Source organism: Lampropedia aestuarii, assembly GCF_004803635.1.
GTDB lineage: Bacteria > Pseudomonadota > Gammaproteobacteria > Burkholderiales > Burkholderiaceae_C > Lampropedia > Lampropedia aestuarii.
On the sequence record NZ_SSWX01000004.1, the window covers coordinates 38007 to 52910 of the forward strand.

A 14904-nucleotide genomic window follows, 5' to 3' on the forward strand; every position below is an offset into this window, starting at 1 on the left:
CTGGAGCCCAAAAGGATACGATGCGTGGCAAAAACCGCAGTCGGGCTATCTGCCCGACGAGGATTTTTAACAAGGCAGCGTGCCTTTTGGGCGCAACCCGAAGGGCAAGGCACAAAAAAAAGCGCATGACTGCGTTGCCAGTTGTACTCATACAGATAGTTGAGCTGCAACAGGCGTCTTGTTCTGCCTCTTTGTTGTGCCTTGCGCGACTGCGTCAAGACTTTGAACAGGCTATTACAAGCCAGCGCCGCCGGACTATGGGCGGATCAACACCGGTTTGTATGTATTTATTGACAAAAATCGCCTGAGCTCCATCCGTTCATGAAGCTGTCACACCATTTCTCAAGAATCGGCCATTTTCAGGAGCACGATGACAATGGCACAGCAGACACCTTCTCAGCATTCGGTTCGACAATTCACGCGCCTGGCTTTGGCAGCAGCAGTGGCGGTCGCTTTGACAGCCTGCGGCGGCAGCAGCGATGACGACAATAGCACGCCAACTCCTGCGCCCAAATCGCTGGATTTGACCATTCTGCACATCAATGACCACCACTCGAACCTGGCTGAAAGCAGCCGCACCGTGAAATTGGACACTGGTGGCAGTGCACGCACGGCCTTGACTGTGAACAAGGCGGGCTTTGCCCGCGTCACCCAGGCTTTGCAAGAGCTGGAAGCGCAGTCGACCAATGTCCTGAAAATCCATGCGGGTGACGCTCTGACCGGCACGCTGTACTTCAACCGTGCAGGCGCCGATGGCGAGGCCGATGCAGCAGCCATGAACACCGCGTGTTTTGACAGCTTTACCTTAGGCAACCACGAATTTGACAAAGGCGATACCGGCCTGAAGAACTTCCTAGATTTGCTGCGCGCAGGCCCATGCAACACCCAGGTGCTGAGCGCCAACGTGCAATTCGGTGCCAATTCGGCGCTGCACCCAAGCCGCGCCACCGACTATGTCCAGCCCTCGACCGTGATCGAACGCGACGGCCAGAAAATCGGCTTGATTGGTTTGACCATTGCAGGCAAAACCAAGACCGCATCCAGCCCCGATGCCGATACCCAATTTGAAGACGAAGTGCTGGCGGCCCAGCGCCAGATCGACCTGCTCACTGCGCAAGGCGTGAACAAGATCATTGTGCAAAGCCATATCGGCTATGCGTACGACAAGGAAGTGGCTGCCAAGCTGCGCGGCGTCGACGTGATTGTCGGCGGCGACTCGCACACGTTGCTTGGCCCGGACAGCATGGCCGCTTATGGCCTTGGCACGCCAGCGGGCGACTACCCAACCATCGTGCAAGATGCCACGGGCAAGCAAGTCTGTATCGTGCAAGCCTGGGAGTACAGCCAAGTAGTGGGCGAGTTGAACGTGCAGTTTGACGGCAATGGCGATGTGACTGCTTGCTCTGGCACACCGCATGTGCTGATCGATGCTGCACTGAAAAAATCCGACGGCTCGGCTCTGAGCACGGCAGAATGGGCTGCCGCGCAAGCGGACCTGCAAGCCAGCGGCTTCCTGCGCACCACCAGCCTGAACAGCACCACCGCAGGCATTCTCAAGCCATATGCGGACAAACTGGAAGTGTTTAACCAAACCGAAGTGGCACTGGTGCAAACCGAGCTGTGCTCGCGCCGCGTGCCCGGGGGTGAAGGCAGTGTCGATTATTCGCGCTCCTCGGCCAGCTGCAACGCCTTGGGTGAAGTCTCGCAACGCGGTGGCGATATCCAGCAAGTGGCAGCCCAGGCATACCTGGAGGTCACACAGCGCGTCTACGGCGGTGCCGACATATCGCTGCAAAGCGGCGGTGGCGTGCGCGTGCCACTCAACCCAGGTCGCGTCACCGCAGCCAAAGCCATTGAAGTGCTGCCATTTGGCAACATGCTGTACACCATGAAAATCACCGGCGCAGAAGCCCAAAGCATGGTCGAAGACGGTCTGAATGAAGTCTTCAAAACAGGCGGCAGCACCGGTCCATACCCTTACACCGGTGGGATGCGCTTTGACGTCGATGCCACCCAAGCCCGCGGCCATCGCGCCAGCAACTTTGAAGTGCGCAATGCGACGACCGGCAACTGGGAGCCGCTGGACACCGCACGCACCTATACGCTGGCGGTACTGAGCTTCAACGCCAACGGTGGCGATGGTTACGACACGCTGAAAAATGTGCCACGTGACCGCGTACTGGATGTCGGTGTGCTGGACTCCGATGTGCTGTTCCAGTACATCGACAGCCAAAGCGCCGATGTAGGCTCCGACCTGCCAGTGCTGGGCCAATTGGCTGATGATTTGTACAGCACCAAATCGTTTATTGGCCCCGTGCGCTAAGCAGCCACTCAGCCACCAAACGGCAGTGGCGGTGGTAGTGGCAGTGGCGGTGGTAGTCACTGCCATCGTTTAAAAAAAGCTTCTGTCACCGCAAAGTGGCAGAAGCTTTTTGAATACCTGTTCACGCGCTTAGCGCCTGTTCATCATCTCCGCGCGACTGCGTAGAGATGATGAACGGGCGCTTATTCAATCACGACATCTTGCAGCCCCGGCGCAGCGGGGGGCAACTGCATGTCCATGCGTTGCAAGGTGCTGTTGAGCAATTGGGCAATCAGCAAATTGCGTTGGCGTTTGTCATCGGCAGGAATCACATACCAAGGCGCGTAGCTGGTCGAGGTCGCATTGAGCAAGTCGTCATAGGCCTGCTGGTAGTCGCTCCATTTGGCACGGGCAGTCAAATCCTCTGGGGCAAATTTCCAGTTTTTCTCTGGATCGTCCAAACGGTTCTGCAAACGGTTGCGCTGCTCATCTTTGCTGATGTGCAGCATGCATTTGACAATCGTTGTACCGGTATCCGTCAGCAGTTTCTCAAAATGGTTGATGTGCTCATAGCGCTGCTGGGTCTGTTCTTTGCTGATCCACCCCTCGACCACCGGCACCAGCACATCTTCGTAATGGCTGCGGTTCCAGACCGTCAGCTCACCGGCAGCGGGCACCACTGCGTGGCAGCGCCAAAGAAAGTCACGCGCCTTTTCCTGCGCGCTGGGTGCCTTGAAGGCAGAAACCCGCACCCCCAAAGGCGAGGTGCGCGAGAAGACCCAACGGATCGTGCCATCCTTGCCACTGGTATCCATGCCTTGTAGCACCAGCAAGACCTTGCGCTGGCCCTCGGCATACAAGCGGTTTTGCAAATCATTGAGCTCCAGCGCCAGCACTTCGAGCTGCGCGCGCTCCTCTTTTTTCCCGCCCAGTTTGAAAGTTTTCAAATTGGGCTTGATATCGGCCAGCCGATGCTTGGGGCCAATGCGAAAAGCATCAAAGGAAGTGAGTTGTTTCATATCCATGCGTTGTGGCTCCTGGTCAGTTCTGCGCGCTGCCACAGGCCAGGGCAGCCGCGTTGGGATAAGAACGTGCTTGCGATCTTTTTACTGACCGCGTTGGGGCCCAAAAGGATACGATGCGCGGCAAAAACCGCAATCGGGCTAGCTGCAAGGCGAGAATTTTTAACAAAGCAGCGTGCCTTTTGAACTCCAACCCGAAGGGCAAGGCGCAAAGATCGTAAACACGTTCTAAGAAAGGTGTTCAAACCAGCACAATATCGTAGCGGTCTGATGCAAGCCCCGTTTCGGCCACCAAGGCAATCGGCTTGGCGATAAAGTCGGACAAGCTCGCCAGATACTGGCTTTCCTCGTCTAAAAACAGCTCAATCACCTCTGGCGCGGCCAGTACCTTGATCTCCTTGGGATTGAACTGGCGTGCCTCGCGCAAAATCTCGCGCAGGATGTCATAGCAAACGCTGCGCGCGGTTTTGACCTCGCCCGTGCCCTGGCAAATATCGCAGGGACGCGTCAGCATATGTGCGAGCGACTCGCGCGTGCGTTTGCGCGTCATCTCAATCAGGCCCAGTGGCGAGAACTCACACACCGTGGTGCGCACCCGGTCGCGGGCCAGTTGGCGGCGAAACTCATGCAATACCGCCTGCTGGTGTTTGTCTTGTGTCATGTCGATGAAATCAACCACCACAATCCCGCCCAAATTGCGCAGCCGCAATTGCCGCGCAATCGCCTGCGCGGCTTCCAGATTGGTTTTGAAAATCGTGTCGTCAAAATTGCGCGCGCCCACATAACCGCCGGTGTTGACATCGATCGTCGTCAATGCCTCGGTTTGGTCAATGATCAGGTAGCCGCCTGACTTCAAATCGACCCTGCGCCCCAGCGCCCGGGTGATTTCTTCGTCGACGCTGTAGAGGTCGAAAATCGGCCGCTCACCTCGGTAGAGCTGCAAGCGTGGCAGCGCTGTGGGTGTGAACTCTTTGGCAAACTCTTGCAATAGCCCGTATTGCTCGCGCGAATCAATCGTCACGCTGCGGGTCGCATCACTGACCAAATCGCGCAGCACCCGGCGCAGCAAATCCAGGTCCTGGTGCAATAAGCTGGTGACTGGTTTGGACAAAGCGGCCTGGCGAATTTTCTGCCAGGTGGTGCGCAAATACTGGATGTCTTCCGAGAGTTCGGCATCGCTGGACTCTTCCCCATTGGTGCGCAAAATAAAGCCGCCTGTGTTCTTGCCCGCTTCGGTATGGGCTGCCACCAGGTTTTGCAAACGCTGGCGCAGCGCATCGCGCTCATGCACCGGGATTTTTTGCGACACGCCAATGTGGTCGTCTTGCGGCAAAAACACCAGCGAGCGGCCCGCCACACTGATTTGGGTCGACAGGCGCGCGCCTTTATTGCCCAGCGGGTCCTTGATGACCTGAACGACAATCGACTGGCCTTCAAACACCTGTTTTTCTATCGGCTGCAAGGCCTCTTGCCGGCGCGTGGTGGCCAGTGTCTCGCCACCGCTTTGGCGTTGCCAGACATCGCCTACGTGCAAGAAGGCTGCACGTTCGAGGCCGATATTGACAAAAGCCGACTGCATGCCGGGTAAAACCCGTGTCACTTTGCCCAAATAAATATTGCCAACGAGGCCGCGCTCCAAGGTGCGCTCAATGTGCAGCTCTTGCAGCGCGCCATTTTCAATCACGGCGACACGCGTTTCTTGCGGCGCCCAATTAACCAGAATTTCTTGCGCGCCGGCAGGATGGGCCTGCACCGACGCGGGGCTCGACATGGGTGCTGGTTCTAGCGCGGAGTGAGATGCTTCGTTCATGGTGGACCTTGTTATTCTTTAGAGCCTGGCATGCCTGGGGGCTGCGCGCTTGGGCCAGCCGCTGTGTCCGCAGGGCGTTGCAGCCAAGGCTGCAGCAGCTGGTAAGTCTCAAATACCGGCAAGCCCATGATGCCGGAATAACTGCCTTCAATGTGCGCCACCATCGTCGCAGCCAGGCCTTGAATGCCATACGCACCGGCTTTTCCCTGCCATTCGCCAGAGTCGATATAGGCCTCTAGCCATTCTGGCGACGCCTCGGCAAACTGCACTTGCGAGACCGACAAGGCCTGGCGCACCTGGCCATCAAGCGCCACGGCCACCGCAGTCAGCACCTGGTGGCTCTGGCCCAGCAAAGCCTGCAACATCGCCCGCGCCTCATGGGCGTCAAGCGGTTTGCCCAGAATATGGGGACCCAGTGCCACCGTGGTGTCAGCGCACAGAATCGGCACGCCGTGCAAGCCGCGGCGCTGGGCACGCTGCATGGCAGCTTGCAGTTTCAAGCCGGTGACGCGCTGCACATAATCGCGTGGCCACTCATGCGGCACGGTCGCCTCCAAGGCTTCCAACGCATCGGGATGGTCGCTGGGATCGGCATCCTCGGGCGTGGGCAGCAGCAAGGCGTGCGCAATGCCCATTTGGGTCAGCAGCTGGCTGCGCCGTGGGCTTTGGGAGGCAAGGTACACACTGGGCATGGATTACTCGCGGTGGTAGGGGTGGTTGTTGAGCAAAGACCAAGCCCGGTAGAGTTGCTCGGCCAGCAACACCCGCACCATAGCATGCGGCAGCGTCAAATCGGACAGGCGCATGCGTTCATGGCCGCTCTCGCGCAAGGCCGGCAGCAAGCCATCGGGGCCACCAATCACAAACACCACATCCCGGCCCAAATCGCGCCAGCCTTTGAGCCGCTGGCTCAATTGCAAGGTCGTGCCTTGTTGGCCACGCTCATCGAGCACCACGATATGGGCTTGCGGGGGGAACTGGGCCTGCAAGCGCTGGGCCTCAGCGGCCATCATTTGTTCGGCGGTTTTGCCGCCGGTACGTGGCTCGGTTTTCACGGCGCGCAATTCCAAACGCATATCGGCTGGAAAGCGCTTGGCGTAATCGTCATATCCTTCTTGCGCCCAAGCAGGGACTTTCTGCCCTACGGCAGCTATGATCAGTTTTCGCATAGCCTCCATCGTAGTGCAAACCGCAGGCTGGCAGCTCGGATGCCGGCTGACGCACGGCAGGCGGCAGCGCTGCTTTATCGCCTGCGCGCCAAGACTGCGAGCAGTCCCATCATCGCCAGCAGCTCCACCACCGACTGCAGCACAATCACGCTGGCGGCCAGCTCCATGCCCTGCCCCAGAGCCAGCGCAATCGGCAGCATCACAAACGAGTTGCGCGTCGCCAGGCTCATCAACACCGTCAGGCTTTGTGCCCGGCCCAGCTTGAGCCAGCGCGACACAACCCAGGCCAACACACAGGCCAGCGCCGCATACAGCACAAATACCAACATGGGCTGCAGCATCACTTGCGGGGCCGCCTGCAGCGCCTGCGCTTGCGATGCGGCAATCAACGCAATCACCACCGCCAGCATAGGCACCGGCCACCAGGCCATGCGGTCAACCGCCGTTTGTAAGGCTGGGCGCTGGCTGGCTTGCCACTGGAGCAGCCAAGCCAGCAACAGGGGCAGAACAATCAAACCCAGCGCCGCGAGCAACACCGAGGTCTGCCACAAGCCATCGGCCATAGACGCATCCAGCATGGCCCACACATACAGCGGCAGCAGCGCCAATTGCAATAGCAAAGCCAGCGGCGTCCAGGCAATCGCCGCATGTGTATCGCCTTTGGCCATTTGGGTGAAGGTGATAAACCAGTCGGTGCAAGGCACACACAGCACCAGCACCACCCCCAATTGAACAGCGGCGTGCGCTCCTGCCAAAGGCAACAAACAGGCGACCAACAATGGCACCACGACAAAATTACCCAGCAACAAAGCGGCCAACAAACGCCGCTTGGCCAATACCGTGGGCAATTGCCGCAGCGGCGTCTGAGCGAAGGTCGCCAGCAACAGCAAGGCCAAAGCAGGCCACAGCAAAGGCTCAGCCCATTGGGCTGCACCTGGAGCCAGACGCGCCGCACCCCAGCCGATGGCAATGGCTGCCAAATAAATCCAAACCTGGTTTTTTTCAAGAACTTCACGCTGCATGCCAGCATTATCTGAGCCGATAAGGACTTTTCGAACGGACATCTTCAAAAAAAACATCGCAGCATCGATCCCATCGCCGCCACACTTGAAGGCATCACGACTGTTTAAATCCGTCAAAATAGGCAGATTGGCGCTTGTGCCTCACTCTTTGTTCTGCCACCTTACCTCGCCCTTCATGCCATCTTCCTCCATCGCTCCGGGCCTTGTGGCCTTGCACAGCAACCGCACCGAAAAGCTGGCCCAGGCCTTGGCGCATTGGACACAGCAGCACCCACTGGGCGTGCTTGAGCAAGAGGTGTTTCTGGTGCAAAGCAATGGCATGGCCGAGTGGCTGAAAATGGTCTTGGCGCAAGAGCTGGGCATCAGCGCCTCCGTACAGGTCGAACTGCCTGGGCGCTTTGCCTGGCGCATGTACCGCCAGATCCTGGGCGCCGAACAAGTCCCCTACCAGACGCCGCTGGACAAGCCCGAAATGCTCTGGCAGCTGATGCGCCTGCTGCCGCAGTTGCAAGCGCATGGCGCAGCCGGTTTACCCACCAATGGCAATGCCCAGCTATGGCAACCGCTGCAACACATGCTGCACAGCCAAGGCAGTGCGCCGTCTGCCCACACCACCTACCAATTGGCGTTGCGCATCGCCGACTTGTTTGACCAATACCAGGTCTACCGCCCAGACTGGCTGCAAGACTGGGCTGGCGGCCAAGACCATTTGGCCAAATTCAGCCCATTGCACTTGCACCAAGCTGTGCAAGCCGAGGCCATGCCGATTGATGCTGACCGCCTGTGGCAGCCCGCGCTGTGGCGCTTATTGCTGGCCACGCAAAGCCCCGAACAAGCCCAGGCCATTCGGCCCACGCTGCATGCGCGTGCCTTGCAAGCCTTGCAGCAAGCAGGGAGCGAACCGCACTGGGCCGCGCCACTGCCACGGCGCGTGAGCTTGTTTGGCATGTCGCACGTGGCATTGCCGATCATGGAATTGCTCACGCACATGGCGCATTTCAGCCAGGTGCTGATGGCCATCCCCAACCCTTGCCAGGAATACTGGAGCGACGCACTGGATGGGCGCGAGCTGTTTGCCCGCATGCACAAGCAAATGCATCGGCGCGCCCAGATGGGCCAGAAAAAGCACGCCGACACGCTGGCCAATACGCCGCTGCATGCAATGCACGCGCACGCCAACCCGCTGCTGTCCATGTGGGGCAGACAAGTGCGCGATTTCATTCGCCTGCTGGAGCATTACGAGCAACAAGCAGGCAGCCATGCCGAGCTGGGCCGCGCCGAGTTGTACGACGCGCCCAACCCAGAGGCCAATTTATTGCAACAGGTCCAGGAGCAAATTCGCGATCTGACGCCGCTGAGCGAGCCGATCACCACCGACATTGCCGCGAGCGACCACAGCATTTACTTCCAATGCACGCACAGCCCAGTGCGCGAAGTCGAAGCCTTGCATGACCACCTGCTTGATCTGATGAACCCGGCCAGCACGCACCACACACCGCTGGTGCCACGCGAAGTGGTGGTGATGGTGCCCGACATCCACCAGTACGCGCCGCTGATTGAGGCCATTTTTGGCCAGTACGAGCGCCAAGACAGCCGCTACATTCCATTCGATATTGCCGACTTGGACGCCCAAAGCCATAGCAGCCTGGTGCAGGCGCTGGAGTGGCTGACCCAATTGCCCGAGCAACGCGCCAGTCTGGCCGACCTGGCCGACTTGCTGCGCGTGCCCGCGATTGCGCAGCGCATTGGTCTGGGTGAAGAAGACGTGGCCCAATTGCACGACTGGATGCAAGGCAGCGGCATCCGCTGGGGCATTGATGCGGCGCATCGTGAGCAATTGGGCATCCACGCGATGGGCGAGCAAAACACCGCCTGGTTTGGCCTGCAGCGCATGCTGCTGGGCTACGCCAGCGATGCACCGTGGGCGGGCACCGAGCCGTATGAAGAAGTCGGCGGGCTGGCCGCCGCCCATGTCGGTGCCTTGGCCTATCTGATTGACCAGTTGCAACGCTGGCAAACGACGCTGGCCAGCCCGGCCAGCCCTAACGAATGGGCCGAGCGCTGGCGCGCACTGCGCAGTGCCTTTTTTACACCGGTCGATGAAGCCGACATTGCAGCCATCAAACTGACCGAAGTGGCTTTGCAGCAATGGCTGAGCGCGACCGAGCAAGCCGACTTCGCGCAAGCCCTGCCCCTGAGCGTCGCGCGCCATGCGTGGCTGAGCCAATGGCAGGCACCGCAGAACCTGCAGCGTTTCCATGCTGGTGGCGTGACCTTTTGCACCTTGCTGCCCATGCGCGCCATCCCGTTTCGCGTCGTGTGCTTATTGGGCATGAACGAGGGCGTGTACCCACGCCGCGCCACGCCCAATGAAATGGATTTGATGCGCACACCCGGTGTGCTGCGCGCAGGCGACCGCAGCCGCGCACAAGACGACCGCCAGCTGATGCTCGAAGCCCTGCTGTCGGCGCGCGAGCAGCTGTTCATCAGCTGGGTCGGCCGCAGCGTGCGCGACAACACCGAGCGTCCACCGTCCTTGCTGGTAGCCCAATTGCGCGACTACCTGAGCCAACGCTGGAGTCCACAATTGGTGGCCGAGCGCACGATCGAGCACCCGCTGCAGCCGTTTAATCCGCGCTACTTCAGCGCCATGGCCAGCACTGCTGCATCCGCTGCGCCCGCGCTGCATACCTGGGCCGATGAATGGCGGCCACGGCAAGCCCAAGCCCTTAACGCCCCAATGGCTCAGCCCTACAGCGACCATGATTGGACAGCCCCCCAATCACCGGCCGCGCTGCCCACTGCCAGCGGCGCAGGCGATGCCGCACGCAGCTGGAGCATCAGCCAATTGGCCCAAGTGTGGCGCAACCCCGTGCAGCAATGGTTTGCCGCACGCTTGCAGACGCGCTTTAACGAGCTGCCGCTGCTGCTGGACGAACGCGAGCCACTGAGCCTTGACGGCTTACAACGCTGGCAACTGTTTGAGGGCATGGCGCAAACGCTGGCGCCGCGCATCAACGCAGACAGCACGCCCGAACACATGCAACAATGGGCCGCGCAGTATTTTGAGCGCCTGCAACGCAGCGGCCAATTGCCACTTGGAGCCTTGGCCCGCCAATGGCAAAGTGAATGGCTGCAGGACTGCAGCTTTTTCCTGCACGAGTGGTTGCAGGCAGTGCACGAATGGCCATATACCGAGGCGCAGCGCCAGGCACTGCAATGGCCGGCGCAGCAACCCAGCGTTGAAGACTGGAGCCCAGCATTGCGCCTGCACGCAACCAGCCAGCCAGCCAGCGGTTTGTATTTGGACGTTCACGCCCACACGATTTTGCAAAAACCCCAAGGCCCGCTGAAAGTACGCAGCCTATTGCGTCCCTGGTTGCAAGCGGTACTCCTGGCCGCACATGACGAACCACAAGGGCATGCTACACGGCTGGTGGCACTGGATGCGGTACTGGAGATACAGCCGCTGGAGCCCGGCTTAGCACGCGAATGGCTGCACAGCATCGTTGCCATTGCCGAGCAAGCCGTGCGCACGCCGCTGCCGTTTGACTTGACGACTGCATTGAGCTGGTGGCAAATGTTTGAGGGCCAGCCGCCCGTGGGCGAGACGGCGGCACTGGCCAGCGACACCGAGACAGCCCTCAAAGCCCTGCAGGCGGCCCGCCAGACCTATGACGGAGGGCACTTTGCAGGGCAGGTGCAGCGCAATCCCTACATTGCGCGTTTGTGGCCGCAATTCGATGACCTGCTCGCCACACAAGCCTTTGAAGCTTGGGCCAGCCTCATGCTGGCACCACTGCAGCACTGGATCGACACCTGCGTCGCAGTGCGCTATGCGCCGCAGTAATGGGCGGCGACTGCGATGCTCAAGCGCATTGAACCTTATCCCATGCCAAGGGTCAACCAAGCAGCCAAAGAAACGTTATATTGACAAAAGCTATGCGGATCTTGCGGCTCTTGGCCATAAGAAAAATCGTGAACACGCTACAATTTGATTCGCATTGCTACGCAAACCTGCGTTGACTGCTCTCGAAAGGAACCCTCACTATGACCACCCCTATGCACACCATCCGCATGGCTGCATTGGCCGCTACGGTGGCCATTGCGGGCAGCGCCTTTGCCGAAACCATGAAAGGCCGTGTTGACGCCGTCGACAACAGCGCCAAAACCGTGCAGCTCAACGGCATCACCTTTCAAACCACTGGCAGCACCACTTTCAATGGCATTGCTGGCTTGAATGCACTCAAGCAAGGTGATCGCGTGGTCATCGAATTCAACCGCGATGGTGCGCGCTATATTGTCACGTCCATCAGCAGCCACTAAGAAACTGTGCCTTCAAGGAGAGTCGGATGAGCCATTTATTTACCCGCGTCCAACTGGTCGCGCTCGCCAGTGTGACGCTGGCAGCGTGCGCCACGCCCAGTGTGTTTGCCGAAACACTCAAAGGCAAGGTCGATGTGGCCAACCACAGCAATAAAACGCTGGTGGTTGCGGGCATTACCTTCCAAACCACCGCTGAGACCAAGTACAACGACGCTTTGCAGTCGTTTGCCAATCTGCACCAAGGTCAAAAGGTCAGTGTGGACTTTGACCGCTCTGGCACCAATGTCTACACCGCCAAATCGATCTCGCTGGAAAAATAAGCGCCAACCTTCAGCTTTTGGCTGAAGGTTTCCCGCACAGCAAAACGGCCACTGATGTGGCCGTTTTGCATGTGGCGGGTTACGCTGCGCTCCAGCCCGCCCTACAGAGCCGTGCCAGAGCCGTGCGTTAGGCGCGCTCGGCAACCCAGGCTTGCACCGAAGCCAGCGCTTGCGGCAGGGCCGTCGCATCGGTGCCGCCAGCCATCGCCATATCGGGCTTGCCACCGCCTTTGCCGCCTACTTGCTGGGCGACAAAGTTGACCAGTTCACCGGCTTTGATGGTGCCAATCAGGTCCTTGGTCACACCGGCAGCGAGCTGCACCTTGTCACCATCGACCGCAGCCAGCACGATCGCAGCATGGCCCAGCTTGTCCTTGAGCTTGTCCATCGCATCGCGCAAGGTTTTGGCATCAGCGCCTTCGAGCTTGGCTGCCAGCACTTTGATGCCATTCACATCAGCGGCTTGCGACAGCAGTTCATCGCCTTGGCTGGATGCCAATTTGCCTTTGAGGGCGGCGATTTCTTTCTCCAACGCTTTGGCATGCTCCAGCTGGGCTTCCAAACGCGCTTGCAACTCGGCCACTGGGGCTTTGAGCGTGCGGGCTGCTTGGCTCACGGTGGCTTCGAGCTGCTGCACGTAGTCCAACGCTTTTTGGCCCGTAATCGCCTCGACACGGCGCACGCCAGCGGCCACGCCGCTCTCGGCCACCAATTTGAACAAGCCAATCTCGCCGGCGCGCTTGACGTGGGTGCCGCCGCACAATTCGCGGCTATTGGCAATGTCCACCACGCGCACGGTGTCGCCGTATTTCTCGCCAAACAGCATCATCGCGCCGGTTTCTTTGGCCGCTTCGATGTCCATCACACGGATTTCGGTGGCGCTGTCAGACAGGATTTCGGCGTTGACCAATTGCTCGATCTGGCGGATCTGCGCATCGGTCACTGGGGTGTTTTGCACAAAGTCAAAACGGGTTTTGTCTTCGTCCACCAATGAGCCTTTTTGCTGCACGTGCTCGCCCAAAGTTTCCTTCAGGGCTTTGTGCATCAAATGGGTCACGCTGTGGTTGCGGGTGGTGGCCGCGCGCAGCACCACGTCGACTTCAGCAACGACCGCATCGCCCACTTTCAGGCTGCCTGCTTCCAGCACGCCGTGCTGGCCAAACACATCGGCCTTGATTTTCTGCGTGTCTTGCACGCGGAACAACACGCCATTGCCACGCACATAACCACGGTCACCGACCTGGCCGCCGGACTCGGCATAGAACGGCGTGATGTCGAGCACGACCACGCCATTCTGGCCTTCTTTCAACTCATTGACGGCTGCGCCATCGGCGTACAGCGCCAGCACTTTGGCGCTTTCTTGCAGGCTGTCGTAGCCGGTGAAGGTGGTTGCGGTGCCGGTGTATTCCAGCGCGCGTTCCATCTTGAACTTGCCAGCGGCGCGGGCTTGTTCCTTTTGCTGGTTCATCGCGGCGTTAAAGCCGTCGACATCGACCTGCACGTCACGCTCGCGCGCCACGTCCTGGGTCAAATCCAGCGGGAAGCCGTAAGTGTCGTGCAGTTTGAAGGCGACTTCGCCTGCCAAGGTGGTTTTGCCACCAGCCAGGGCGTTGTCCAGGATTTCCATGCCGTTGGCCAAGGTTTCAAAGAAACGCTCTTCTTCCTGGCGCAGCGTGTTGGCAATGTGCTCTTGCTGCTCTTTGAGTTTCGGATAGGCATCGCCCATTTGCGCGACCAGATCGGGCACCAATTTGTAGAAAAACGGGGTTTTCTGGCCCAGCTTGTAGCCGTGGCGAATCGCGCGGCGCACAATGCGGCGCTCTACATAACCACGGCCTTCGTTGGAAGGGATCACGCCATCGGTGATCAGGAATGAAGTGGCGCGGATGTGGTCGGCAATCACCTTGAGCGAGGGATGGCTCAGATCGCTGGTGCCGGTTTCGCGGCCAGCGGCCTTGATCAGCGCTTCAAACAGGTCGATCTCGTAGTTGCTGTGCACGTGCTGCAAGATCGCAGCCAGGCGCTCCAGGCCCATGCCGGTGTCCACGCAAGGCGCAGGCAGTGGCACGACCGAGCCGTCTTCCTTCATGTCGAACTGCATGAACACGTGGTTCCAGATTTCGATGAAGCGGTCGCCGTCTTCGTCAGGGCTGCCTGGTGGGCCGCCTGGGATGTGCGCGCCGTGGTCGTAGAAAATCTCGGAGCAAGGACCGCATGGGCCGGTATCGGCCATCATCCAGAAGTTGTCGCTCTTGTACTTGCCGCCTTTGTTGTCGCCAATGCGAATCACGCGCTCAGCTGGCAGCCCAATCACTTGGGTCCAGATGTCGTAGGCCTCGTCATCCTCATGGTAGACGGTGGCCAACAACTTCTCAGCGGGCAGTTTGTAGACCTTGGTCAGCAACTCCCAGCCCCATTCGATGGATTCGCGCTTGAAGTAGTCGCCAAACGACCAATTGCCCAGCATTTCAAAAAACGTATGGTGGCGCGCGGTGTAGCCCACGTTTTCCAAATCGTTGTGCTTGCCACCCGCACGCAAACACGCCTGCACCGAGGTGGCACGGTTGTATGGGCGCTTGTCAGTGCCCAAAAACACATCCTTGAACTGCACCATGCCAGAGTTGGTGAACATCAAGGTGGGGTCATTGCCCGGCACCAGTGAGCTCGAAGGCACCACTGTGTGGCCACGCGCGGCATAAAAATCCAAAAACGATTGGCGGATTTCAGCGACGGAAAAGCGGGGTGTTGTCATAGCAAATTCATGGGTGCTCTCATCTCAACCGCGAGATGGTGCGTGCCTTGTGCAGCGGGATGGACCCACTTATGCAATGGCGAAACCATTGATTATAGATTTTTAGCTCTGCAATGCCCACAATATGCCAAGCAAGGCCCATGCAAGGCGCATATAATCGCGCCCAGCTGTTGTATTTGGT

10 protein-coding genes are annotated in these 14904 nt (G+C 59.3%); 4 read left to right on the forward strand and 6 right to left on the reverse strand.

The genetic code is table 11. The features are described from left to right. Positions 1-376: 376 nt before the first annotated feature. Complete coding sequence (locus tag E8K88_RS04110) at positions 377-2323, forward strand: bifunctional metallophosphatase/5'-nucleotidase (protein WP_205880023.1); 1947 nt, start codon at positions 377-379, stop codon at positions 2321-2323. A gap of 182 nt (positions 2324-2505) precedes the next feature. On the opposite strand, the gene E8K88_RS04115 is transcribed toward E8K88_RS04110, so the two are convergent. From E8K88_RS04115 to E8K88_RS04135, 5 genes are all read right to left on the reverse strand, one after another. Further along, positions 2506-3327, reverse strand: a complete 822-nt coding sequence (locus E8K88_RS04115; protein WP_240754310.1) for a PPK2 family polyphosphate kinase — start codon at positions 3325-3327, stop codon at positions 2506-2508. Positions 3328-3565: 238 nt separating this feature from the next. After that, on the reverse strand, positions 3566-5095 hold the full coding sequence (gene rng, locus E8K88_RS04120; RefSeq protein WP_136405388.1) for a ribonuclease G: 1530 nt from the start codon (positions 5093-5095) through the stop codon (positions 3566-3568). A 50-nt stretch (positions 5096-5145) separates the two neighbouring features. Then, positions 5146-5826, reverse strand: a complete 681-nt coding sequence (locus tag E8K88_RS04125; RefSeq protein ID WP_136405389.1) for a Maf family protein — start codon at positions 5824-5826, stop codon at positions 5146-5148. Between the two features lie 3 nt (positions 5827-5829). Then, the gene (gene rlmH / locus E8K88_RS04130; RefSeq protein ID WP_136405390.1) at positions 5830-6303 is read right to left on the reverse strand and encodes a 23S rRNA (pseudouridine(1915)-N(3))-methyltransferase RlmH; all 474 of its coding nucleotides are present in this window, start codon (positions 6301-6303) and stop codon (positions 5830-5832) included. A gap of 74 nt (positions 6304-6377) precedes the next feature. Next, the gene (locus tag E8K88_RS04135) at positions 6378-7325 is read right to left on the reverse strand and encodes a bile acid:sodium symporter (RefSeq protein WP_168797241.1); all 948 of its coding nucleotides are present in this window, start codon (positions 7323-7325) and stop codon (positions 6378-6380) included. A gap of 175 nt (positions 7326-7500) precedes the next feature. Between E8K88_RS04135 and recC the strand changes: the two genes are divergently transcribed. The 3 genes from recC to E8K88_RS04150 all read left to right on the forward strand — a co-directional run bounded on the left by recC (position 7501) and on the right by E8K88_RS04150 (position 11971). Next, positions 7501-11175 (forward strand): exodeoxyribonuclease V subunit gamma, encoded by a 3675-nt coding sequence (gene recC, locus E8K88_RS04140; RefSeq protein ID WP_168797242.1) that lies wholly within the window; start codon positions 7501-7503, stop codon positions 11173-11175. A gap of 200 nt (positions 11176-11375) precedes the next feature. Further along, positions 11376-11651, forward strand: coding sequence for a DUF5666 domain-containing protein (locus E8K88_RS04145; RefSeq protein ID WP_136405393.1), 276 nt, complete (start codon positions 11376-11378; stop codon positions 11649-11651). A gap of 26 nt (positions 11652-11677) precedes the next feature. Beyond that, entirely contained in the window at positions 11678-11971 is a 294-nt protein-coding gene (locus E8K88_RS04150; RefSeq protein WP_136405394.1) for a DUF5666 domain-containing protein, read from the forward strand. Positions 11972-12098: 127 nt separating this feature from the next. Here E8K88_RS04150 and alaS read toward each other — a convergent pair whose 3' ends face one another. Then, on the reverse strand, positions 12099-14723 hold the full coding sequence (gene alaS / locus E8K88_RS04155) for an alanine--tRNA ligase (protein ID WP_136405395.1): 2625 nt from the start codon (positions 14721-14723) through the stop codon (positions 12099-12101). Between the last annotated feature and the right edge of the window lie 181 nt (positions 14724-14904).

Bases quoted from the DNA above. Each gene is read 5' to 3' on its own strand.
- alaS (WP_136405395.1), bottom strand. From the start codon at position 14,723: ATGACAACACCCCGCTTTTCCGTCGCTGAAATCCGCCAATCGTTTTTG.
- E8K88_RS04150 (WP_136405394.1), top strand. From the start codon at position 11,678: ATGAGCCATTTATTTACCCGCGTCCAACTGGTCGCGCTCGCCAGTGTG.
- E8K88_RS04125 (WP_136405389.1), bottom strand. From the start codon at position 5,826: ATGCCCAGTGTGTACCTTGCCTCCCAAAGCCCACGGCGCAGCCAGCTG.
- E8K88_RS04115 (WP_240754310.1), bottom strand. From the start codon at position 3,327: ATGGATATGAAACAACTCACTTCCTTTGATGCTTTTCGCATTGGCCCC.
- rng (WP_136405388.1), bottom strand. From the start codon at position 5,095: ATGTCGAGCCCCGCGTCGGTGCAGGCCCATCCTGCCGGCGCGCAAGAA.
- E8K88_RS04145 (WP_136405393.1), top strand. From the start codon at position 11,376: ATGACCACCCCTATGCACACCATCCGCATGGCTGCATTGGCCGCTACG.
- rlmH (WP_136405390.1), bottom strand. From the start codon at position 6,303: ATGCGAAAACTGATCATAGCTGCCGTAGGGCAGAAAGTCCCTGCTTGG.
- E8K88_RS04135 (WP_168797241.1), bottom strand. From the start codon at position 7,325: ATGCAGCGTGAAGTTCTTGAAAAAAACCAGGTTTGGATTTATTTGGCA.
- E8K88_RS04110 (WP_205880023.1), top strand. From the start codon at position 377: ATGGCACAGCAGACACCTTCTCAGCATTCGGTTCGACAATTCACGCGC.
- recC (WP_168797242.1), top strand. From the start codon at position 7,501: ATGCCATCTTCCTCCATCGCTCCGGGCCTTGTGGCCTTGCACAGCAAC.